We start from the raw sequence: 24,718 nt of genomic DNA, 5'->3' as shown, positions 1-24,718 counted from the left end.
TATGTTGAACAGGCTAATTATAGTGATAATGCTGACCTTAACAGGACTTACAACTTATAGCCAGGGGGTTGGCAAAGAGTGGTGGGACTTGCTTCGGAAGACCTTAAATGAAGGGACACCAGATGCGGACCGGATGCATATTTATTTCATGGAAGCTCAATACCACATATTTAAATCCGGAGAGCTAAAGATCGATCTTGACAGCGCCGGGGAATGTATGCGTAAGGTAGCGCTGCTGAATAAAAAAATTAAATCGGATGATGCTGATAATATCCAGATTTTGTTTGAATCACTTCTTGCCAGGGAAAGAGGACAGGAAAAAATAGGAAAAGAATTAGCGGAAAAAGCTACCAGCCTGTTGAAGAATGCAAAGAATCAGTATTATGCAGGTGTGGCATGGTTTAGTTTATCAGACTATTATAATTATGCCATCCCGGTTGAAAATGCAGAGAAAAGACGTCTTGTCGAACTGGCTATTCAATCTTTTCATAAAGCTGGTTACGTAGAACAGGAAGCGTATAGTCTTAAATTTCTTGCTGATCTGTACGCGGTAGACGATCTGAGGGAAAAAGCTATCGAAAAGCTCAATCTATCCTTACAGCTTTATAAATCAATAAATTTTACAAACCTCCAGGGCGTATATATTTTATATTCCAACATCTATTTTACTGACGGCAATTACAAGCAGGCCCTGAATCATGGCCTGATGGCGCTGACGAGTGCCCTCAAAACAGGGGATAACAGCATGACCCTCTGCCAGGTCAATAATTATATAGGAATTATTTTAGGCCGGCTAAAAGAAAACGAAAAGGCAATTGGATACTTCAAGGCAGCGCTTAAGGTTGCTGAAGATCACAAGGACAATGACGCGGTGTTGCAAGTAATGGCTAATATCGTTGACAGCTATATTGCATTAGAAAATCCTGATGAAGCGTTGTTATTTATGAGAAAGCTTCCAAAAAAACTTCTAGAGCCGGGAGATGATGAAAGCTATATTTATACTCCACTATCCTATCTAAGAATTTACAACGAGTTGAAACAATATGCTGCAGTCAAATATTATTCCAACCAGATACTGCAACTCATCAAAACCCACCGGCCATCGGATAAGCAGCTGCACCAGTACTATTCTTTACTTATCGGTTTTCACCTGCAGTCAAAACAATATTCTTTGGCCAACATATATATTGGAACAATAGATTCATTAGGCAGGAAAATCGGTGACCCTCACCGGATCAAAGAAGATTATTTCCTCAGGTTCCGGTTAGATACAGCCCTGGGGTATTACAAATCAGCAACAGAAAATTTGCTGAAATATCAAACTTTGAATGATTCACTTTTTGATGAAACCACCAGCAGGCAAATAAGTCAATTGGAAGTGGAATACGAAACAGAAAAAAATAAAAATGAAATAACTGTACTGAATCAAAAGAACCAGTTGCAACAAAACCATCTTGACCGTGTGAAACTGGTAAGGAATTTTACAATCGGCGGAATTGCCTTACTGTTTGTCATTATCGGATTGCTCTACAGGCAATACTTGCATAAACAACAAAGCAATGAGGTTATACTTCATAAAAACGAACAGTTACAGCATCTCTTAACTGAAAAAGAATGGCTGATCAAAGAAATTCATCATCGTGTTAAAAATAACTTTCACATTGTGGCAAGCCTGCTGGAGATCCAATCAAGTTATCTTAAAAACAAAGAAGCCTTATCTGCTATAAAAGAAAGCCAGCACAGAATTCACTCAATGTCTATTATTCATCAGAAACTTTACCAGTCCGAAACATTGTCTACCATCCATATGCCCGAGTACATATATGAACTGGTTGAGTACCTCCGTGAAAGCTATTCTATCCGGGAAAACATCGGATTTTCACTGCAAATAGAGAACATCGAATTGAACCACGCGTCTGCAATTACATTAGGGCTGATACTTAACGAGGCGATTACCAATTCGATTAAATATGCGTTTGCAAAAACGGCAAACAAAAAAATCTCGATATCGCTTACTCATATTTCAGATTCTCAGCTTTTATTGAGTATTGCTGACAATGGACGCGGGCTTCCTGTTGATTTTGACACCAAAATAGGGGCATCGATGGGTATGGAATTGCTCCAGGGTCTCACCGATGATCTGGGAGGTAGTTTAAGCATTGAAACAAATGTCGGAACGCATATAAAAGTAATTTTCAACTTTAAGCCGATAGACCATGCCAATGTTTCATTTTCTTGATGACTTTGAAAAGGAAAGTCGGAAGTTTACTTAAACTCCGACTATCCTTTGGAGCAAACACTATGATTTATTTCACCAGGCCCTTCGTAGCTTCCATAATTGGATAACGGTCTATAAATTGAATTACAGTTACAACTTTGCCGGCCTCATTGTAATAATAATCAGTATGGGCCCAAAAAGTAAGCGTCTTTCCATTTTTATATTTTACTTGTGAGAGCGTCCAGGCGAAAACCCATTTGCCGTTCGGAGCATACCGTGGCGACTGGCTTTCATTTATTTTTACCGGTAATACAATGACTTCAGGAAACGACAGAGATTCGATGAGTTTCCAGCGGTTGTTCCAGTAATCTTTAATGGCTTGTTTGCCAACAGCACTATCGCCTGCTGCCCAGAAATACCGGGCACTGTCATCGTAATTGGCTGTCATTCCATCTATATCGCCTTTAGCCAGGGCTGCGAACGAAGCTTTCAGGCCATCAGCTTCGCTTAAATCCAGTACTTCTGTAGCCGGCTTTTTGACAGAGCTGCTATCAGTGGCTACATCGCCTGCAGTTTCAGCTTGTTTGTCGTCGTTGCAGGCCCAGAGGCATGCACAGAAAATAATTCCAGGAATAATCTTCTTCATGTTTTTTGTTTGAGGGTTATATGATGAGGAGTCGAGACCTTGGAAATGCAATCTGAATAATGGGGAGGGTAAGGGAAGATTATGGCGGGGTACCTGTAGCTAAGCTATGTTTTAAATCAGATAAACAAAAATATATTCCTTCCTTATCTCACATAAAACGGAAGGTTGGCAGTAGCGACATTGTTATTCCCATCAGTGATGTAAACGAAAAGACGATACGCCCCTGCTTTTGCCGGAGACTGCAGCGTTGCTTTTCCTTCACGAGTTGATTTGATAAGTCCTTCAATTGGTTTCGGTCTTGCTTCGAAATCACCACCTTCTCCCACTTGTGTGGGTTCAGGAAGCAGCTCCCAGCGATAATTGAGTTTATCATTGTCAGGATCCGTAGCATATGTGGCAACTGCACTGATGCTGCCCGGGGCCAAATATACGTTTTGAATCGATTTGAGATTGTTGATTTGTAATGAGTAAACATGCGGAGCCTTGTTTGCCGGCCATTTTCCTGACCATAAAAACTGCATCACATCCATTACTTCAGACTCTTCCCCTTTTTCTGTAAACAAGCCATACCAGGTAGGTGTTCGCTCTTGTTTTTGTCCCCACAAAAAAACATATGAACCAAGGCATTTGGCTCTGTCTCTTTCAACAGAATATTCGTACCTCATTTTATAAACACCAGCCTTTTCACTGCTCGTTTCTTCTATCGGTGATTTCCAGGCAGTCGAAAGTCCTTCCCAATGACCGGTAGGTCCCCATTCCGTCACCATATAAGGTCCGTTCCATCCAACATTCTTCAATGTTCCCGGAAGCGTTTGCAGGCCACCATAGGTGTTGATACCGAGGAAATCTATATCAGTTGTTTTTTCTTTAATCAGATCCACCAGGTTTTTATTGACTCCAGCGAGAATGGTTGAGGTAGGATGATTTGGATCCACCTCATGAATCATCTTCGATATGTCATTTACCGCATCCCATACCTTTGTATTTTTATACTGGAGATTCAATTCATTTCCAATTCCCCAGGCAAGCAATGCAGGATGATCTTTGTATTTCATTACTTCGGCACGGATCTTTTCAAGTTGCATTTTTACTGAGTCAGCGTTGTCATAATTAAATCCATGACGTTCGCGCGCCACATCAAGTCCCATCAATACGGTAAGTCCGTGTTTCTGGGCAGAATCCAGGATCTTGTCGGCGCCACGTGTGCCCCAGGTACGTATAGAATTTCCGCCGTAAGCCGCAATCCTGTCAGGGTATTTGCCACCGCCTGCTCCGTTAACGAAATACGGTTTGCCCGCGCGCAACAACTGGTAACCGCTGTCAGTCTTCTGAATTTCCGATTTTATGGCACCTGTTTTTTGTGCAAAGGCCATAATATTGATATAAATGCATACCAGGACTAAAAAGAATTTTCTCATGATGAACGCTGATTTAGAAATGACTTATCCGTGAAATTTTAAAGATTATTTTTTATGAGCTCTACAACTATTTCCTTTTTGTAATTCTTACCCAGTCCACAATCATCTTGCTGTTATTATTTTTTATGAGGTCAACTGTAGAAGCAGGAAGACCATAATAAGGTTGTTTCACACCGTTTACCTTGGCAGGAAACGCACCGCCAAGCGCAAAATTCAGAATAACGAATTTTGAGTTATCGAAGGCCCATTTTCCGTAGTGCTCAACCATCGGTTTTGTTACACGGAACATTGGCTTGCCGTCGTATTTAAAAACCAGGCTATCGGGTGTCCAATCCACCGCATAGGTATGCCAGTTAGTAACGTCTGCTTTCTCCGGGAAATAGAACCGGTCCACAAACGGAGTTTCGCCACTGTACCCGGGGCCGTGAACTGCCGCACTGGCCCAATCTTTTTCTCCCACATATTCCATTATATCGATTTCCCCGGTTTCCGGCCAACGACCGGCCCCCAGCGCCCACCATGCTGGCCAAAGCCCTGCACCTTCAGTCAGCCTGATACGTGCCTCAGCGGTTCCATAATTAAATTCCATCTTGCCACGGGAATCAATCCTTCCTGATATAAAATCGAATTTCTTACCCTGTTTTGTTATGAAGCCGGGTGAATATCTTGGATGAAGAACAAGAGCCCCGTTTTCAATAAAAACAGTATTGGAAGAATCTACATAAGCCTGTTGTTCATTGTTAACGGTGCCACCGGTAACTCTTACGTTCCATTTTGTGGTATCCAGCAACGGGCCTGAAAAGTCATCAAAAAAAACAACTTCCTGCCCCTGCTGCAATGAGCTTGTCTTAACAGAGGAAGCACAGCTGAATGATAAAATGCAGAATAGAAGTAAACCCGATAGTTGTGCGGACGTTGATTGATAACCCATAGTTGATAAATAACTCTTAGTCGATTGATAACCCATAATTTATTTTTGAAAGACCCTGATATAATCTATAATAAGATGTTGTGGAAAACTGGTACTGGCATCAGGTGCGCCAGGAAGATTTCCTCCAACAGCCATATTGATCAGCAGATAAAAATTCTCATTAAAAGGATAATTGTTATTGCCAATATCTGCCTTGCTGATCGTTGTGTAAAGATTTCCGTCCAGGTACCAACGGATCTGGTCGGTTTCCCATTCCAGCGAAAAAACATGGAACTTATCATTAAAGGTTCCTGCTGTTAAAGAAGTGCTCCTGGTGATATAGGTGCTGCCGGGTCCCGGACCATAATGTACTGTGCCCAGCACTTTGGAAGGCTCACCACCTATGTATTCCATCATATCAATTTCGCCACTCCGGGGCCAGCCGCCGAACACATTATCCTGTGGAAGTAGCCAGAAAGCCGGCCATAGCCCTTTTCCTACCGGCAGAATCGCCCTGATATCAATCCGGCCAAATTTAAAAGCTCTTTTGCCTTGTGTTTTTATACGGGATGATGTATAATTTTTACCGCCGAATGTTTCAGCCCGGGCTTCGATAATCATTTTGCCGTCCTGAAAGAAGAGATTGTCGGGTGATGAACTGTAATATTGCAGTTCGTTGTTTCCCCAACCACAAAGAGTGGGACAGCCATCTCCCGTTTCGTAAGACCAGGTCGAAGGATCTAATGTTGGTTGATTAAATTCGTCGTTCCAGGACAGACTGTAGCCTGCATATGTAGTTGGTGCATCAAAACCAGTATTGCTGAAGCCGATTTTTGTATCGTTATTTCTTATCGTAATTATTATTTTGCTTTGTAGCAATGTAGCATTCACCGGCCTGGACAGATTTACATAAAAGATCTCGTCTGCCTCTTTAATATCATCATCAACAAGGTTAACCGTAATGATCTTTTCCGTTTCATTTGGTTGAAACACCAATGTTTGATCGGTAACAGCAGCAAAGTCCGCCCCGATTTTTGCGGTACCATCGCTGGTTGACCAGTTGACAGAAACAACGCCGGAAACCGGCTCACTCAACGAAATTTTCAACTCTGCTTTGCCACTGTTTTCAGCAACCGGGACGTCGCTGAAACTGATGGTGGGCATTGTCTCCGGCCCTTTATTCTTTTTGTCGCATGCAGCTGCCAGTACAAAAATCATGAGTGGAACTAAGTATCTATTCAGGAGGCAGTCTTTTAAGAACATTTTTCTCATTGCATTAATTTATTTCTTCACACTTACCACCTGAACCCTGTCATTATTTTTTGAAAAAACGACGATCGTTTTGCCATTTGATTTTAGTTCAAGTGCATCCCTTACATCCCCGGGAACATAGAGACCGGTTAATCTCCTGTCTACAGCAGTAAAGGTCCCTGTTCCGTTACCTTTTAGCAACGTGCCAAGCCCTGCGTCGCAACGGCCCTGCTGTACTCGAAAGGGATAAAAATTTCCGGCAAGTAGCAGGTCGCCCTTTCCATCATTGTCAAAGTCCTTATAAACTATTGAACTGACAACACTGAACTGTGCCTCTTCCGGTAGTGGTTTACATTCGAACCGTGCACCACCATTTATAAATAAAGACGTTTTTGTATTATAGATATATAGTTTGTCAGCAGTTTTCGCCCGGTCTTCGCCCAGCAAATTTTTTATAGTAGCTTTTGCAAAATCATCATATTTCAGGTACCGTTTATTCAATACAGGCATCTGCTCAACCAGTTCGTCTCTCGAATTAAAAGGGTAACTAATGCCCTGAATATACCAGCTCATCACGGGCTCCTTCCTGCCATCGTCATTAAAATCAGCTGTGTATGTAACCATGGGTTCATTGGCTGATGTTTTGAATGAGTTATTAAGTCCAAGATTGCCGGCTATAATATCCATATCGCCGTCCCCATCAACATCGGCGACCAACAATTTGTGCCACCAGCCATTTGATTTTTCCAAACCCCACTGGACCGATACATCCATCAGCCGGCGGCCATTCTCATTTTGAAAAACCATTACAGGCATCCAGTCGCCGGCAATGATTAGATCCTGCCATCCGTCTTTGTTAAGATCGACCCATACAGCATCATTGACCATCCCGGCCCTGAACAATTCATTTCCCGCAACCGAAGCAGTGACATCAGTGAACCTGATCTTGCGGGTTGATTTATCGAAATCATTTCTCAGAATGATGTTTCCCGCACTGGCAGGATATTTAACAGGTATAGTTCCGGCACCAACAAACAGATCCTGATCACCATCCTTATCATAATCTGCGGCAATTACGCAGCTTCCATTATATACTTCAGCGGGTAGCGCAGTGCTATCGCGGACAAAATTTCCTCTACTATCGTTAATGTATAACCGATCCTGAAGCCATGGACCGGGATAGAACCATTCATTTCCGCCACTTGTGACATAAAGATCCTGATCACCATCGCCATCCACATCAAAGAAAATTGCTCCCATATCTTCTGCTACAGAATCGGTTATCCATGGCTGTGAGGCCGATGACAAGAATCTGCCATCTTTTGCCTGCAGATATAACCTGCCAGCCTGGTTTTTAGCTCCGCCGATAAATATGTCATCGAGCCCATCATTGTTAACATCGGCTCCCGCCATTTTTGGTCCCTGCCTTGATAGTTGGTATGGAATCAGATATTCGGTTTTAAAATCAATGTATGAATTTTCAACATGCCTGAAGTCGATGCCTGCCGACCTGCTGACATCTTCAAATGTGAAACCTGAATCTTTATGATTAGGTGATCTGAGATTTTGGGAAGAGTTGAATTGCGATGAAGCGTTTAAAGAAGCATTGATAGCAACAGACTGCTTCTTCGAAATGGTGATTGTTGAATTAATTGCCGGATCAGTCACAACCGTGGCAGAATCACGGTTCCAAAAAACCTTAATCTCCTTCACGTTTCCTACCTGACCCAATCCAAAGTTTAGTACGTAATCGACTGATGACTGGTATCCCCTCACAGGATACATCTCCTGCATCTGTTCCCCGCTGTCTGTTTTTACAATGACCCTGGCACCGATAGCGAATCGATTCTGATGATCGCCCTCCAGCTTTATTTTAATGAAATTATTCCCGAGAATAACATCAGCATTATTTCTAAATATAGATACAGGATCATTATTATTACATACAATAAGATCCAGGTCACCATCATTGTCCAGATCTGCATAGGTTGCGCCGCTGCTGACTGATTCTTCATCCAGCCCCCAGTTGCTGGTTTCGTTGGTAAATGAAAGCCCCCCACCATTACGATATGCGTAATTACTGATTTTTTTGGTTGGCATTTTCTTCACGAGATCATATAAAGGCATATTTTTCGCATAACCCATGGCGGTAGAAACATCAAGGCCCTTTTCCGCGGTTACGCGCAGCGCTTCGGCCACTTCATATCTCATAAAATCCAGGTTGGTCGATTCGCGTAAATAACCGTTTGTTACAAACAGGTCCTTGGCACCATCATTATCGAAATCTGCAAATAAAGCAGACCAGCTCCAGTCTGTATTTGACACTCCTGCCAGTTGGCCGATCTCCGAGAATACCGGCATTCCATCATCAGTAAACCCACGATGAAGCTGAAGCATGTTGCGGTTATACTGATAACCGTAGCCACTATCAACCATTTTTGTAAACTTATCATATTCATCCGGACCCTGTAAAATCTTCTGGCGGTAGTTTGATTCAGGTAACATATCCAGGGTGAGGATATCGGGCAGGCCATCGTTATTAAAGTCTGCAATGTCGAGACCCATAGTATTTCTGCTCATGTGCCCAAAAATCCTGTGGCACACATCCGTGAAAGTTCCATCCTTGTTGTTCAGGTAAACATAGTCCTGCTCGTGAAAATCATTGCTTACAAAGATATCCGGCCATCCATCGTTGTTTATATCACTTATCGATATTCCCAGTCCAAAATTTATTCCACCGCCGAAAATACCTGCAGAGTCACTTATGTCTTTGAACCGGTTTCCATCATTTCGATAAAGACGGTTTCCGTATTCAGGATGGTGAAGGGTCCGCAGCCGGTGTGTATTGAAAAATGGAGAATAGAATTCGTTTGCATGATTCAGTAAAAACATATCCAGGTCGCCATCGAGATCGTAATCAAAAAAGGCAGACTGGCTGGAATAAGTGCCGGGGGCATCAATCCCGTATGCTGAGGATTTCTCAGTGAAAACAGGAATACCATCTTTATCATTTCCCTTATTGATAAACAATTGCTTTGCCCGGCTCTCCGCGTTTCCAAAACCGGAATAACACACATAGATATCTAACAGGCCATCGCCATTAATATCTACCATATTTGCCCCGGTGCGCCAGGCGTTTCTGCCCGCCACCTTGCTCTTTTCTGTGATATCCTCAAATCTGAACGATCCTTTGTTAAGGTATAGCTTTGACGGGGTTTGATTACCGGTAAAAAACACATCGGGAAGGCCGTCGTTGTTTACATCCCCAATGGCTACCCCATTGCCGTTATAGTAGTATTGATAGGTGAACACATTGTGATCCGCGGTTTCTGTAATGGTATTCGTGAAATCTATATTGGTAGTTGATTGTTCCAGTTTTTCAAATAAAGTATCAGGCCGGTTACATGACATAGCAGCTAAGACAATTAATATATACCACAACCTGAATTTCATAATCAAATCAATCTACTGAAACTTCATAATCAAATCAATCTACTGAGAAATCAATATACATTCATTTATATCATCTGCACCAGCATTTTATCATCTGCACCAGGCAAAATATACCTGCACCATATAGTCATCCTGCCATCAACAGATAATCAATGCTCCTGTCAACATGCAAAACAATAACCCTGGCCTGAAAACCAGGGTTATGAATGCAGATTGGAATTAAGGGTGTTTATTATTTATGTGATATCGTGGTTATTATTAAATGTTATACGGTTAAAACTTAGTAACCGGGGTTTTGCGTGAGTTTGGCATTTCTGTCAACCTCAGATTGTGGCAAAGGCATCAGGTTCTGAAACTCCTGGTAATTCCGGCTTTCCCATAACGGATAATTATACTGCAGGGTGCCATTAGTAAGCCTGGTGATCTGAACTTTGCGTATCGGCTCTTTAAAATATGTTGAACCAAGTTTCCACCTTCTCACGTCGAAAAACCGATGCTCTTCAAAAACAAGCTCTACCCTTCTTTCGTTCCTGATCCGTTCGCGCATTTGTTGTTGTGACAAGGCAGCAAGAGCTGGCTGACCTGATCTTGAACGAACCTGGTTAATTGCAGCGAGTACACTCATATCCGGTCCGACAGCTTCATTCTGGGCCTCGGCATAATTGAGCAGCACCTCAGCATAACGAATAAAAATCCAGTCGTTGTCAGCATTGCCTGCAGCGCCGTATTTTGTAGTATCAACCATCTTAAGTAAACCATATCCCATCTTTGAACTATCGAGCCTGTTTGCATTATTTGTGTTGCCACCTCTGAAAGTTTCAATGACAATTCCGCTTTTGTAAATGGAACCCTGGTGAAGTACGGATTTATCGAGGCGACTATCGCGATTGACATAAGGTTTTTGAGCATCGTATCCGGAACCGCCGTCTGAGATCGGCAAACCATTTTTCATTTCGTATGCATCAACCAGGTTTTGTGTGGGAGAGAATCCGCCCCAGGCACCGTCATTAACACCAGGAACACTCATGTACCATTTGTTTCTTGCACCATCGCTCGGATTGAGACTTGGATTCTGAAATTTCCGCGCAAATATTATTTCCCGGTTTCCCAGCTTATCAATAAACAGTTTATAATAATCGGGGTGTAGACCGTACTCTCCTGAACCTGGTGTCGGCCCGAAGGCCATCACTGCTTTAGCAGCATTAGCAGCGTCTGCCCAGAGAGACGCGGTGTTACCGGAGTTGTTAAGGGGACTTGCCTTATAAAGCAGTATCCTCGCCTTTACGGCAAGTGCGGCCACCTTCGTTGCACGTCCCAGGTCCGCAGGCGCACTTGCAACAGGAAGTGCTGCTGCCGCTTCGTCGCAATCTTTAACTATCTGAGCTACCACTTCATCATAGGTGTTTCTTGGAATAATAGCTTCCTCGGGTGTACCTGCAGTCAGCATCAGTGGAACACCACCAAAACATTTTGCGAGTTCTGCATATGAAAATGCCCGCAGAAATTGAGCCTCGGCTTTCATCCTCGCCTTTAATGCTGCATCTCCCGGAACGGCATCTATTTTTTCCATGAACATATTGGCTTTACGAATCACTGCATAGTTCTGAACCCAAATATCATCCGCATAAGCCCATGTTGTCGGCAGCACGCCCTGGTTAAGACCCTGGGTAGATGCCGCCAGGTTGTTTGCTTCCGCGTCATCCTCGGCCATTGCAAACGCACTCATCCCTCTTGACCAACCGGCATCGCCCGGATTTTGATCCCGCCGGGAAAATCCGTTTGGCAGGGTACCATAAACATTATTTAAAAACCGGTTTGCGAATTGTATGTCTTCAAACACAGTTACATCAGACAAAGCATTGGATGGATAAATATCAAGCAGATCCTTTTTACAAGAAGCAGCAAGGGTGGCCAGAAACAATATTCCTGTTACCCATTTTAAATTTCCTGCGTTCATACTTACGTTTTTTATTTTATTTACTAAAATCAATTTCATCCGTTCATTTCTATTTTTTATAGCCGAACGTTTCATACAATCACTGATCAAAACTGGAGGTTCAATCCAAAATTATAAACTGCCATTACAGGATAATACCAGCCATTGCCATCTGAATTTTCCGGATCAACATTATGCAGCTTTGTAAATGTTACCAGGTTCTGGCCCGTGGCAAAAATCCGCAACTGTGTGGCTCCAATTTTTGAAAGGATAGCGGGACTGATGGAATAGGCTATCTCTACATTTTTCAACCTGAGATAGGATGCATCTTCTATCCAGAAACTATTTCCACCATTGCCATAGGCAGGACCGCCAGGTATCTGGTAGTTGTTGGTAGTGGCTGTCGCGTTGGTACTCAGCCTTGGATATTTCGCGTTAGGATTATCCGGTGTCCATCTATCGAGCCATTCCTCAGTAACCCTGCCACCATTGAAGAAAGCAAAACCTGCATTGTTGGTCAATTGTTGGTTAACACCAGTTGCACCCTGAAACAGGAAGCTGAATTCAAAGCGTTTATAGTTAATACCTCCGGAGAATCCATAGACAACGCGTGGTATATTTCCATAATCCAGGAACTGCCTGTCAGCATTATCAATTATACCATCGTTATTGAGGTCCTCATACATTATATCTCCAAGGCCGATAGGGAATGCAGTGCTCTTGTTATAGTTCTTAAAGTCTGCAGAATCTTTAATGATACCTATCGACTTGTATCCGTAATAAGAACCAATTGGATTCCCGGCCACCTTGAATTCGGCAGGCACATTGTCTGCCTGGGCAGCATTCAATATTTTATTAGATGTGAAAGTGAAGTTGCCTCCGAGATTGTAGGACCAATCCTTTGAGATCCTGTTTTCATGGGTCAGGGTGAGCTCAATACCCCTGTTCTGCACCTTTCCTATGTTTTCAGCAGGTAAGGGTCCGCCATAACTGGATGGGATCTGGGCAGAACGTGTAGCGAGTATGCCGTCCCTGTCTTCCATAAAATAATCGAATTCCAATCCCAATTTGCCACCAAAGAAACGCGCTTCAAGGCCAATATCTGTTTTTGTGGATGTCTCCCACTCAACAATCGGGTTAAACGCATTTGGATTCAGGCCCGGAACAATCGTTCCGCCAAAGGCATAGTTATTTGCAACTGTGTTATAGCTTGTAAGATAGTAGAAACGGGATCCTGGCAACAAATCGTTACCCAGTTTCCCCCAGGATCCTTTGATCTTTAAATAGTCAAGGAATCTTCCTGTAGAAGCCATGAAATTCTCACTCGAAATCACCCAGCCTGCAGAAAGAGCGGGGAAATATCCGGTCCGCACGTCAGGTGCGAAATTCTCTGACTGATCCCGGCGCAAACTTGCCTGGAAGAGGTATTTATTATCAAAGTCGTAGTTGATACGGGCAGCGGCGCTTCTGAGAGCAAATCTATCCTTAGTACCAGCTATAGTTTCAGTGATAACACCGGCCGCATTTGTAGACGGACCCTGGCTAAGTACATCAAACAAAGAGAATTCATATCCCGATCTGGAAGCACTAAACTGATTTTGAGGTCGCTCCTGCTGCAGTAATAGTACAAGCGCGGAAACGCCATGCTTTCCAAAACGATTAGTATAATTCAGCTGCCCCTGAAGTTCAGTCTGGTCATTCTGGAAAAAATTCTCCGCCAGACTTGAGTTGTTATAAGCAGAACGGTCATATCCATTGGTTGTTGGGTTCCGCGTATAAACATAAACATTTTCCGTCCACCGCTTACCATAGTTCATTCTTTTGTCATAGGCCAATACACCTTTGATTGACAAGCCTTTTACCCAGGGTATCTGTTGTTCTATCTGGAAATTGGTGAGAATGGTATTGTTTTCGGTATTGTCATATCCTGCTTCAGCATCAATCGCCCTTAAAGTGTTCACATAAGAACCTACCTGCGCATATCCCACACCGGGATAGTCAGCAACAATTGTCGGAGGATTTCTTAACGTATGTTCAAAAATGCCAGAAATACCTGTTGTTGGTGCGGTTCTTTTTTCAAGTCGACCGGCAAGATCGATTGTAACTTTTGTTGTTTTGGTAACCTGCAAATCAAGATTTGTTCTGAGGTTGTATCTTTTGTAGTTCAGGGAATTGTATAAACCGTCCTGATCGAAATAACCGAGTGATGCGAAGTATTTAACCCTGTCTGACCCTCCGCTGAATGATAAGTTGTGCTGCATCTGGGGAGCTGTTCCACCCAGTACAAGTTTTTGCCAGTTGGTATTCGGAAACTGTATAGGATCGGAACCATCTCTGAACTTTTGAATATCTTCATTACTGAAAGCCAGCGGAAGATTATCGTTTAATAGTGCTTCATTGAGCATCGTGGCATATTCATATGACCCGAGATTGTTGTTGAATTTCGTGACCTGCTGAAAGCCATAGTTGAAAGAATAGTTCGCCGTAATCTTACCCGATTTACCTCTTTTGGTAGTTACCAGCACAACTCCATTGGCACCTCGTACACCAAAGATAGCAGCCGAAGATGCATCTTTTAATACACTTACAGATTCCACTTCATTGGCATCAAGCTGAGAAAAATCTCTGAAGGTTCGTACGATACCATCAACTACAAAGAGTGGCTCCGTGCCGCCACTGAAAGTGGAAACGCCACGGATAAATATATTTGCATTATCCCTTCCCGGTTCGCCGGAACCTTGTTTGGTTACGATGCCCGGAACACGACCCATCAATGCATTACTAAGATCCGAAACAGGAGCCTGGGTCAGGGCCTTTGTATTAACTGTGCCGATCGAACCGGTAAGATTATTTCTACGTTGCTGTCCGTATCCAACCACGATCACATCGTCTAAAGTGCCAGCTTCAGATTCGGATAGTTCGAAGTTTAATGCACCACTGGCTGTAACCGGTCTCTCCTGGGTTCCAAGGCCGGTAAATGAAACCACAATTGTAGATCCGGAGGGAACACTCATCGAAAAATTTCCCCCGGCATTAGTAATAGTTGTGGTGGTGGTACCTTTCAGATTTATGGAAGCCCCTGCAAGGGGTTCCCCTGTTTTTTTGTTTGTAACCAGGCCGGTTACCTCGAGGGTTTGCCCATGTAATACGGCAACCGAACAAAGTGTAAGAAATATGCTTGTTAATATTTTACCTAGACGTTTCATATGCAGCTATTAAATTAGTATGGAAAAATTGCTTAAAAGCGGTGCGGTTTGTTGGTTACCCTCTTCTCATTGAGCCACAAATTTGAACTGGTGAACTGTTTGAGTTGAAGTGCCTGAACGTAGCACCATAGCCGTCGCAGATATGGAAATGATACGGTAAGTATTGGATGATATATCCGTAACACCTATAAAATTTGCAGGGGGCAAGCCAGGGGTTGTTATCGTTGCTATGCCTGCTCCTCCGGAAACACCTGGTTGAAACGTGTAAGTAATATTATTGTATGACCTGTCACCACTACAGGTATAATTAGGTGACAAATTACCGGCGTTGAAAGTAGAACCATTCGCCGCATAACTTAGTTTGAAGTCGGTGGTGAAAGTGTATACATCATCTTTCTGGCAATCTGCGAGTGGACCACCCGGAGAATATTGGCCGGGATTGCCCTCTGTGCCAACAATTATGGCGTTCGCTCCATCGGTTGCATCCAGTTTCCACTTCTTAGCAGTGAGCAATTTAAACTGGGCATTGTTGCCTATATCATCCACTGTAATTTCCACAGCCTGCTCCGCTGTAGTAAATCCTCCTCTGCCAAATGCCCTCAATTTGACGGTAAACTTCCCTTTTGTTGGGAAATAAGCAGTGTCTGAGACTTTACCTTTCACAAAGGTTCCATTACCCCTGTCCCACTGAAAACCCCATGCACCGGCGGAGGTACTTTGGAGAAGATAAGTGTTTACCCGACCTGTTACTGGTGTTACTGTAAAAGAGGCTGTAGCCGGATCGCCCAGCAGTCCTCCCGAATCGGGGGTGCATCCGGCCATAATTAAAATCATGGTTGGAATATCGATTAAAAGCAAAAATCTAATAGATTTTTTCATAGTATTAATAAATATTCGGTTGAAAAAATTGCACAAAGCGTAAGTGGATATAAAAAGTGAACATCGAAATTACGCTGCCGTTGTGTCAGTGAATTGCAAGAACCCAGCGGCCTTTGTAAAGTAGTTCAGTAACTGTCGGATTGTTGGGAGGAGCGGTTTTGTCCCGGAGAAGCGGCGTGTTAAAGTTAGCTACATGTAACGCTTGTCGAAGTAATGGCTTGACACTTATCATAAGCAAATTGTTGGTTAGTGAACGGCCGCAATCGTAGGCCGTTTTAGTAGGATAAATGTAGTTTCAATTACTTCCGCGGAAAAACATCACACCACATCTCTACTACATCCTTCAAATAAATACGCTATTTTATGCCTGAATCACTACATCTTAAGTACATCAACAAAAAAAACGCTGCTCAAAAGGAACTGATGTACTGAATTAGCCCCTAAATTACTTTTATGTTTTGCCGAAGGTTATTATTGCCTGTTTTACTGCTGTCAGCGATTTTATGTACTGCCCAGTCTTATATAGGTTTGCGGGAAATCAGGAATTTTCAAAAGCAGGATTATAATGGCGGTTCACAGAACTGGAATATAAGGCAGGACAAGAATGGTATAGTCTATTTCGCTAATAATGAGGGACTTTTGAGCTTTGACGGTGTTTTTTGGAATCTTTTTCCCTTAAGTAATAAGACTATTGTAAGATCCATCGAAATAGCAGGCGATAATCGTATTTATATAGGCGGTCAGGATGAGATTGGCTATTTTTCTCCTGATAAAACCGGCAAATTGTCATTCGTATCTTTAAAACATCTTATCCCGTCGGGGGATCAACAGTTTGCTGATATTTGGGACATTGTTGCTGTCGGTGAGGATATCTTTTTCCGCACATCCCAGAAAATCTTTCATTACACCAGGGAGAAAATGATCGTTTACCGCCCGGAGAGCAATTGGCTTTTTCTTGGACTGCTAAACAATAAACTGGTGGCACAGGACGAGAAAACAGGAGTCCTGTTATTCCAGGATGGAAAATGGGTCCCCTATATTGACAAATCCCTCCTGCCCCGAGGTGCCTTTTTAAGAAAGGTGGCTGACTATGGCCGGGACTCTTCACTGGTGATAACTAACAACGGTATAGTCATCATCACTGGTCAAATGATACTTCCCTTTACAATCTCCGGTCTTAATATTGACTCAAACATTTTATTCTCCAGTCTTCTGAAGGTAGACGAAGAACATTTTGTACTGGGCACCTATTCAAAAGGATTTTATTTAATCAACAAAAAAGGAACCGTCGTTGAGACTATTTCGAGAAAAGATGGCTTACAAAACAGCAATGTAAGAAGCGTTTTTAAGGACAGAAATAACAATATATGGCTCGGCCTGGATTCCGGAATCGATTTTATAGTTTTTGATAATGCCATAAAGCATATTAACCCTTCCATAATGAATGGAGGCGCTGGTTATTCGGTGTTAACCTATAATGATGACATCTATTTCGCTATGTCAAATGGTATTTTCAAGCTTCCCTTACCACATGTAAAAGATTTAAGCTACGCCCCGGATAATTTTAAATTGATTGCTGAGGGGCAGACCTGGGGACTATCGGTGCTGAACAACATGTTGCTTGCCGGCCGTCATGATGGTTTTTTCAGGGTGTTGGAAGATAACCTGGCCGCAGTTCAAAAGGGAACCGGTTACTGGACCTTTAAGCAAATAAAAAACCAGCAATCACCCATTATTGTGGGAGGAAATTACTTGGGGTTAGCGTTGTTTGAATTAAAAAACAATACAGTAATTGAAAAGGGAAGTATCAGGAACTTTAGAGAATCCGCGCGATTTATCGTTATAGATAATGACAATACCATCTGGATCTCACACCCATATCGCGGAGTATACAGAGTGCTGTTAACAGAAAACGGCGATGCAGATGTCAGGTTATATACCACGGCAAAGGGTCTGCCTTCTACTTTAAACAACCATGTTTATTATGTAAGGAATAAGGTACTCATTGCAACTGAAAAAGGCGTTTATGAATATAACCTCCGGCTTGACATTTTTGAACCTTCCGGGTATTTCCGGGAGATCTTTGGAGAACAAAGCGTGCGTTATCTTAAAGACGACTCTTCCGGAAACATCTGGTTCGTACAGGAGAAGAACATAGGCGTCGTTGATTTCTCCAATCTGAAACCAAGGATTATATATTTACCGGAATTGCAGGGAAAAATACTCAGTGGTTTTGAATACATCTATCCTGTTAATGACAATAATGTATTCGTTGGGGGAGAAAAAGGTTTTTATCATATTAACTATGAAAAATATAAAGAGAGCAACCGCCCGCTGAATGTTTACATCCGTAAGATCATGTCCGGTGGTAAAAAGGATAGCCTGATTTTTGGCGGCTATGGACCCGGATTCAGTGCAGTTGCAAAACAAAACGAAAATACTGTTCCAGCCCTTTCCCACGACAATAGCTCTCTGCATATTGAATACGCTTCGCCTTTATTTGAACAAATATCAAACCTTGAATACAGTTATTATTTGAAGGATTTCGATACAGACTGGTCCTCATGGTCAAAAAAAACTGAAAAAGACTACACCAGTCTTCCACCGGGCCGGTACGTCTTCAATGTGAAAGTGAGGAACAACCTGATGGGAGAATCTCCCGCAGCCGTGTATTCCTTTGTTGTTTTGCCTCCATGGTACAAAACAATCTGGGCCTGGTTACTATATGGATTACTGGCAGCTTTGCTGGGTGTGGTTCTATACCTGAAACACCGGAAAAAATTAATGCAGGAGCGACAAAAACATAATGAAGAACAAAAACGACTGGCATATCTCCATCAGCTTGAAATGGAAAAATCCGAAAAGGAACTTATGAAACTCAAGAACGAAAAACTGGAAACAGAAATTGAGTATAAGAATTCTGAACTGGCCACTACAGCGATGCACCTGGTGCAGAAAGGTGAACTACTTATAAAGATCAAAGAAGAATTGCAACAAATCAATAAATCGGGAATAGATAAATCTGACTCGCCGGAGGTAAAGAAACTATTAAAGATTCTGAATGAAGAAGAAAAGTTAAATGAAGAATGGGAGCAATTCTCCGTTCACTTTGATAAGGTTCACAGTGATTTGCTGGTAACGCTTAAAGAAAAATATCCCGCATTAAGGGCGCATGAATTAAAACTCTGCGCATATCTCCGTATGAACCTTTCGAGCAAGGAAATTGCACAACTGATGAGCATTTCAGTAAGGGGCGTCGAAATAAGCCGTTACAGGTTGAGAAAAAAGTTGCAAATACCTACCGAAACAAATTTATTCCAGTTCCTGTTCGACCTTCAACGCAATAATCTGCCGATAGCACCAATGGACCCGGGTAACCTGGTTAAAAGCCCACAAATAATCGGGGAGCAACATCCACCGGAAAATTAAACTGCATAAACATCAAAAGAGAATTCTTATGCTAGAACGATCATATCAAATGTTAACATGCTGTAACGATCATACAAAATATTAACAAGGGACAATTGCCATTTCAAACATCTGCAAACAATTATTTAAACGATCATGATTGCCAGGAAACTTATCTATCTGCTATTTATAGCCATCGCAACATCCGCGCATTCCCAGCAGCCGGCTAACGGAAGCAAATCTTTATACGAAAGTAAAATTGATGATACAGCCGCTGTTACTTTCTCTCCTGAAAACTTTTCCATAAAAGCTGATGGTATTATGGATGTGTCGGAGGCACTACAAAACGCTATCAACACACTCAAAGTAAAATCAAACTTTGGAATAGTCTTGAAATCGCTGGGAGCAAAAGGTGATGGCCAGACCGACGATACAAAAATCATTCAAAATGCTATTGAAAACCACGAGGTGATATATATGCCGCAGGGCTGGTATCGCGTCACCGGGACCATTCGCTTAAAACCACACACAGTACTTATCGGGCTTAACCCGATTGCCACTCAATTGTTCATTTCCGACAACACAGAAACATTCAGCGGTTTCGGATCACCGCTACCCTTGCTCGAATCACCAAAAGGCGGCCGTAACATTGTTACCGGCATTGGTCTTGATGCAGGAGGTTCGAACCCAAGGGCCGTTGCCTGCAAATGGATGGCCGGAGAATTTTCTTACATGAATGATGTAAAGTTTATTGGTGGACATGGCAGCATGAACCGCGACGGGACAAGGGTGCCGACATATAATGCGAACCGCACCGGCGACGGCAATCCCGATAGAAAATGGGATTCACAATACTGGAACCTCTGGATTACGGAAGGCGACGGGGGCATTTTCAATAATATCTGGACCGCCAGCCCTTATGCTTCTGCAGGTCTTTATGTTTCCAATACCAACACTCCCGGAATCATATACGCAATGTCTTCAGAGCATCATGTTCGCAATGAGGTAAAATTCAAAAATACTTCCCGCTGGAAAATGTATGCCCTGCAACTCGAAGAAGAAGTTGCTGAAAGCTGGAACTGCCTGCCGGTAGACATTGATAGTTGCAACGATCTTTTTTTTGCAAACCTTTATTTGTTCAGAACCATCTGGCTGGCTAACCCTTACCCTTATGCGATCAAAACCTGGCATTCTCAAAACATAAGGTTCGCAAACATTCACAACTTTACACAGGTAAAATATACAATCGACAATACGCTGCTGGATGTGGGCACAAATATGGAGGTGCGTCCATGGCAAATCGCATGGCTGCAAATACCAGGTGATAATGGATTAGCAGGGCGCCCGGATGCTACTGTGAATTCAAAAACAGCCGGTACTGCTGACGGCCAACCATTAAAACTCGCCGGAGGATTTGAGTTTGCAGATGCTATATGCCGCGATAGCAAAGGAAATATTTTTTTCAGTGATTCAAGATGGATGCGCATCTATAAATGGGATGTGATTAAGGAGCAGCTAAGTGTTGTAACTGATATGCCATGGAAACCACTATCACTGGCCTTTGATACCCGGGATAACCTGATAGTTGTAGTTGAATATACCCCTTTAAAAGGGTCCGTCGTGGATGGGAAAAAGGAGATATATCCTAAGCCAGCTGATGCGGCCGGTACAGCTTACGGTGTCTGGTACAACACCGGTTCTACAGTTAAAGTCTTTACCGCTGATCCTTCCCGGCCTGAAGAAACTATGCGTGAGCTAATGCCCCAGCCCGGTTCTTCTGTTACAAAAGTCTTCAAGGCGCTGTACCCGGCTAACAGATGGCGCGACAACAGTGACTATATGAACATCACAACAAAAAAACCAGGATCGTATTTTATCGCCCCCGACGGTGTGACGGTGATACCTGTAGCCTATGATCTTATCCGATCCAATTCGCTGCTGGAAGCATTTCCCGGAAAAGTATTTCATGCCGTGGATGAATACAATAATAGGATAGTAAAATTTTCAGTGAGTGAGCAGGGACACTTAAGTGAAGCCAGTATACTGATTCCCAAAGGTGAGTTCTCTGTAGCATTGGACAATGATGGCAAAATATATGTTCCGGACGGACAGATTTATATTTATGATAAAAATGGAAAACCTTCCGGTGAAATCAGGATGCCGGAAAGACCTTCAACACTCATTTTTGGCGGTAAGGATGGAAAAACATTATTTGTTACTACGCGCACATCACTTTACAGTATAGAACCAAATTAACAGAATAGAACCAAATACCAAAATAGAACCATAATAACAGTGTAGTACTAAAACAAACATAAGGATCATTAAAACATACCGATTGTTCAACTTATCCATCTATCTGAATATATTTTTTCAACTCCGAAAATATTTTGCCGTCTTCACATTCATTCCGGCTGCGTTCTCCTGTTCCAACAGTCAAAACAATTCATGGACGGTTTATATTAATAATAACGGCACTTATTCTTCGCCTCGCCTTGTTGATCTCAATAATGACCAGGTATCTGATATCGTGATCGGCGCAGGAGGCAGGGAGGAGAAATACAGCGACACGGCAGTATTGGCGCTCGACGGTAAATCGGGAAAAATTTTATGGGCAATACCCGGAATCAATCAATATGTTGGCTCAGCTGTTTTTAAAGATATCAATGCAGACAATGTTCCCGATATTTTTATAGGCGGAAGATGGGCGCAGTTAACTGCCATTAATGGCGCCGACGGCAAGATATTGTGGTCCTTTTATCCCGGGCGCAAACAAACAGATGGCAGCGATGGTGGATGGTACAATTTTACCACACCGCAATTTATTCCTGACCAGGATAATGACGGGATAGATGAACTGATCATTGCAAATGGCGGTGATGCACGCGCTGCTCCTTATGTTACCACCAGGCCGGCCGGCCGGTTGCTGGTAATCAGCACCAAAACCGGAAATATCCTTGCCAATGCGGTTGTACCGGATGGAAAAGAAACGTATATGTCTGTGATTTGCGAACCAACCCAGGATGGCAACTGGAAGATATTGTTTGGCACCGGAGGTGAAACAATCGGCGGCGGCCTTTACCGTACCCGGCTTAACAACATTATGGAAAATGATATCAGCAGTTCCACATTAATTGCAAGAACTGAAAAAAAAGGATTTGTGTCTTCACCGGTACTGGCAGATATAAATAATGACGGTATAAAAGACATTGTAGTAAATGATTCTGAAGGAAAGATGAAAGCAATTGATGGCGTTACAGATTCAATATTGTGGCAGGTCAGCTTTCCTGGCACAGAGGCCTATACGGTTCCTGCGGTCGGTAGTTTCACCGGGGATTCCACTCCTGACTTTTTTGCGAATTTTGCCATTGGTACATTCCCCAGGCTCACGAAATCAATACGCTTTATGGTTGATGGAAGCAATGGCAGGATCGTTTTCCAGGATACTGTGCAGTCCTTTCAATATGCCAGCGCCGTCACTGCGGACCTTGACGGTAACGGACATGATGAAGTTATCATTAATCAAAGTGCATTAAGGAAAAGGCAATTTGATAATGTTTATTACTGTTACCTGATGGCTATTGATTTTACTAATAACAATAATATACTTTCCCTGAAGGATACTATTCAGTCTACTAATTTCGCATCTACGCCCTGGATCGGTGATATTGACAATGATGGCAAATTCGATATTATTTATTCTTCCGTAAGATATAATGATATCAACCTGGACCTGGCTGAACCACTGGGTTTGTTTATCAGCCGATACAAAACAAATATCCCGATAAAAAAAATGTCCAACTGGGGCGCCTTTATGGGTAGCCGTTATAATGGAACTTATCCCTGATATGAATCTTCAAGTATTACCATCTGTGCCGGACCGTTAGGTTTGATATGTGAAATGTCTATTCTAAGATCACCAGACATAAGTGGCCACTCCACCTCCGCCCAACACAGTAGTAGCGGTTTTACCGGCAAACCTTATCCCGAAAGTCTGGCTGCCGTTATCCTTATTCAATACAATCAGCACTTTTTTCCCCTCGGGATTTTTGAAAGCAACCGTAAGTATAGAAGTTGTATTTGAGGAGCTGATGCGAACGGACCCGGGCCTTACAAAACGGGAAGCATGAGCAATGATATAATAAGAAACATTCCGGGTGATGTTACTGCTTATAGTAAGCGCTCCCAGGCAATTGGTGCATCCGCCGTTTGTGTGTGGCCGGTATTCAGGATCTGAAGCGAGGTTCCATTCAAGCACATTGCGGCTCCAGTTCCTTGTGGCACCGATAATCAGCGTTTCTATATGCCATTTCAAATCTTCGCTAAAATTACCGGGTCCACCTACCCATTGCTCCGTGAAATAAATATTCTTTTCCGGAAAAGCATTGTGCACCTGCGACAATGCAGTGACTGGTCCGCCATATAAATGGAATGCCGATCCATCAACATACCTGGCTGCTTCAGGATCATTTAATATAGCCAACGGATAATCGGGCCGGTCGGCATTATGATCATATACGATGATTTTGGTGTCAATACCGTTAGCAGCAAAGGCAGGCCCAAGATGGTTTTTAATAAAATCAAGCTGCTCTGCCGGCTGCATTACCATGCTGGGATTGTTTCCGCCATGCAATGGTTCATTTTGCGGAGTGATGGCGTCAATACGAATGCCCTCGCTTTGCATTGCTTTTATATATCTGACAAAATAATTCGCATACACATCATAGTTGTCTTTAAGAAGGCTGCCGCCAACAAATGCCTTATTAGATTTCATCCATTGTGGTGCCGACCATGGAGATCCCAGAATTTTTATGGAAGGGTTAAGTTGAATTATCTTTTTCAGCACCGGTATCAGGTTCTTTTTATCTGGTTCGATAGAGAACCGGGCAAGAGGATAATCTGTTTCGTTTAGCGGGATATCGTTATAACTGAAAGGTGCAGCATCAAGATCGGATGCGCCTATGCTGACCCGGAGATAGCTGATGCCTATGGATGTACTGTCTATATTAAATAATTCTTTTAACAACTCATCTTCCCGCGCAGGTAGCAGACCGTGTATCACAGCAGCACTTCCACCCGTAAGTGTAAAACCGAACCCATCAATCGTTTGATATGTGACGGCGGTATCCACATCGATCACGGGATGGCTCGTTGTGGCATCTGCAAAATTCACTTCATCAGACTGCTTTTTAAAATAGATGAAACGGTCGGGCTGAGTAAGATAAGTTGAGATATCTGATCTTGAATTGGCTGGTGGTTCCGGTGATGCTGTTTCATTTTTATTGCCGTTTTTATTGCAGCTGCATGCTGCCATCAGCATAGAACAGGCAATCAGGATGTGATGAAATTTAGTTATCCTGGAAAGGATTGTTCGCATAATTCAAGTTTAATGT

The 24,718-nt window shown here is 42.8% G+C and carries 13 protein-coding genes; 4 read left to right on the top strand and 9 right to left on the bottom strand.

From position 1 onward, the window contains the following. Position 1 precedes the first annotated feature (1 nt). Positions 2–2,239, top strand: coding sequence for a tetratricopeptide repeat-containing sensor histidine kinase (locus tag VK664_RS05200; RefSeq protein ID WP_461397558.1), 2,238 nt, complete (start codon positions 2–4; stop codon positions 2,237–2,239). A gap of 67 nt (positions 2,240–2,306) precedes the next feature. Here the strand turns inward: VK664_RS05200 and VK664_RS05195 are convergent, their stop codons facing one another. The 8 genes from VK664_RS05195 to VK664_RS05160 form a co-directional block, all read right to left on the bottom strand. Then, positions 2,307–2,864 carry a nuclear transport factor 2 family protein gene (locus VK664_RS05195; RefSeq protein ID WP_461397557.1) on the bottom strand — a complete coding sequence of 186 codons (558 nt, stop codon included), beginning with the start codon at positions 2,862–2,864 and terminating at the stop codon, positions 2,307–2,309. Between the two features lie 143 nt (positions 2,865–3,007). After that, positions 3,008–4,282: a glycoside hydrolase family 2 TIM barrel-domain containing protein gene (locus VK664_RS05190; RefSeq protein WP_461397556.1), complete on the bottom strand. Its 1,275-nt coding sequence runs from the start codon at positions 4,280–4,282 to the stop codon at positions 3,008–3,010. A gap of 67 nt (positions 4,283–4,349) precedes the next feature. Then, positions 4,350–5,249, bottom strand: coding sequence for a glycoside hydrolase family 16 protein (locus tag VK664_RS05185; protein WP_461397555.1), 900 nt, complete (start codon positions 5,247–5,249; stop codon positions 4,350–4,352). Positions 5,250–5,252: 3 nt separating this feature from the next. Next, a complete protein-coding gene (locus VK664_RS05180; protein WP_461397554.1) occupies positions 5,253–6,464 on the bottom strand; it encodes a family 16 glycosylhydrolase in 1,212 nt (403 codons plus the stop codon). Positions 6,465–6,473: 9 nt separating this feature from the next. After that, positions 6,474–9,854: a VCBS repeat-containing protein gene (locus VK664_RS05175; RefSeq protein ID WP_461397553.1), complete on the bottom strand. Its 3,381-nt coding sequence runs from the start codon at positions 9,852–9,854 to the stop codon at positions 6,474–6,476. A gap of 322 nt (positions 9,855–10,176) precedes the next feature. Further along, positions 10,177–11,853, bottom strand: coding sequence for a RagB/SusD family nutrient uptake outer membrane protein (locus tag VK664_RS05170; RefSeq protein ID WP_461397552.1), 1,677 nt, complete (start codon positions 11,851–11,853; stop codon positions 10,177–10,179). A gap of 86 nt (positions 11,854–11,939) precedes the next feature. Continuing rightward, complete coding sequence (locus tag VK664_RS05165) at positions 11,940–15,038, bottom strand: SusC/RagA family TonB-linked outer membrane protein (protein ID WP_461397551.1); 3,099 nt, start codon at positions 15,036–15,038, stop codon at positions 11,940–11,942. Between the two features lie 66 nt (positions 15,039–15,104). Continuing rightward, positions 15,105–15,917 (bottom strand): hypothetical protein, encoded by an 813-nt coding sequence (locus tag VK664_RS05160; protein ID WP_461397550.1) that lies wholly within the window; start codon positions 15,915–15,917, stop codon positions 15,105–15,107. 453 nt (positions 15,918–16,370) lie between these two features. Here VK664_RS05160 and VK664_RS05155 point away from each other — a divergent pair, with 453 nt between their 5' ends. From VK664_RS05155 to VK664_RS05145, 3 genes are all read left to right on the top strand, one after another. After that, on the top strand, positions 16,371–19,346 hold the full coding sequence (locus tag VK664_RS05155) for a triple tyrosine motif-containing protein (protein ID WP_461397549.1): 2,976 nt from the start codon (positions 16,371–16,373) through the stop codon (positions 19,344–19,346). 135 nt (positions 19,347–19,481) lie between these two features. Further along, positions 19,482–21,581, top strand: a complete 2,100-nt coding sequence (locus tag VK664_RS05150; protein ID WP_461397548.1) for a glycosyl hydrolase family 28-related protein — start codon at positions 19,482–19,484, stop codon at positions 21,579–21,581. An 82-nt stretch (positions 21,582–21,663) separates the two neighbouring features. Beyond that, positions 21,664–23,172 carry a hypothetical protein gene (locus VK664_RS05145; protein WP_461397547.1) on the top strand — a complete coding sequence of 503 codons (1,509 nt, stop codon included), beginning with the start codon at positions 21,664–21,666 and terminating at the stop codon, positions 23,170–23,172. A 69-nt stretch (positions 23,173–23,241) separates the two neighbouring features. Here VK664_RS05145 and VK664_RS05140 read toward each other — a convergent pair whose 3' ends face one another. Further along, the gene (locus VK664_RS05140; RefSeq protein WP_461397546.1) at positions 23,242–24,702 is read right to left on the bottom strand and encodes a glycoside hydrolase family 30 protein; all 1,461 of its coding nucleotides are present in this window, start codon (positions 24,700–24,702) and stop codon (positions 23,242–23,244) included. Positions 24,703–24,718: the final 16 nt, after the last annotated feature.

The sequence above is a fragment of the Flavitalea sp. genome, assembly GCF_035489435.1.
GTDB lineage: Bacteria > Bacteroidota > Bacteroidia > Chitinophagales > Chitinophagaceae > DATHKG01.
Note: the sequence above shows the minus strand (reverse complement) of the source record. Positions and strands in the feature narration are given on the sequence as shown.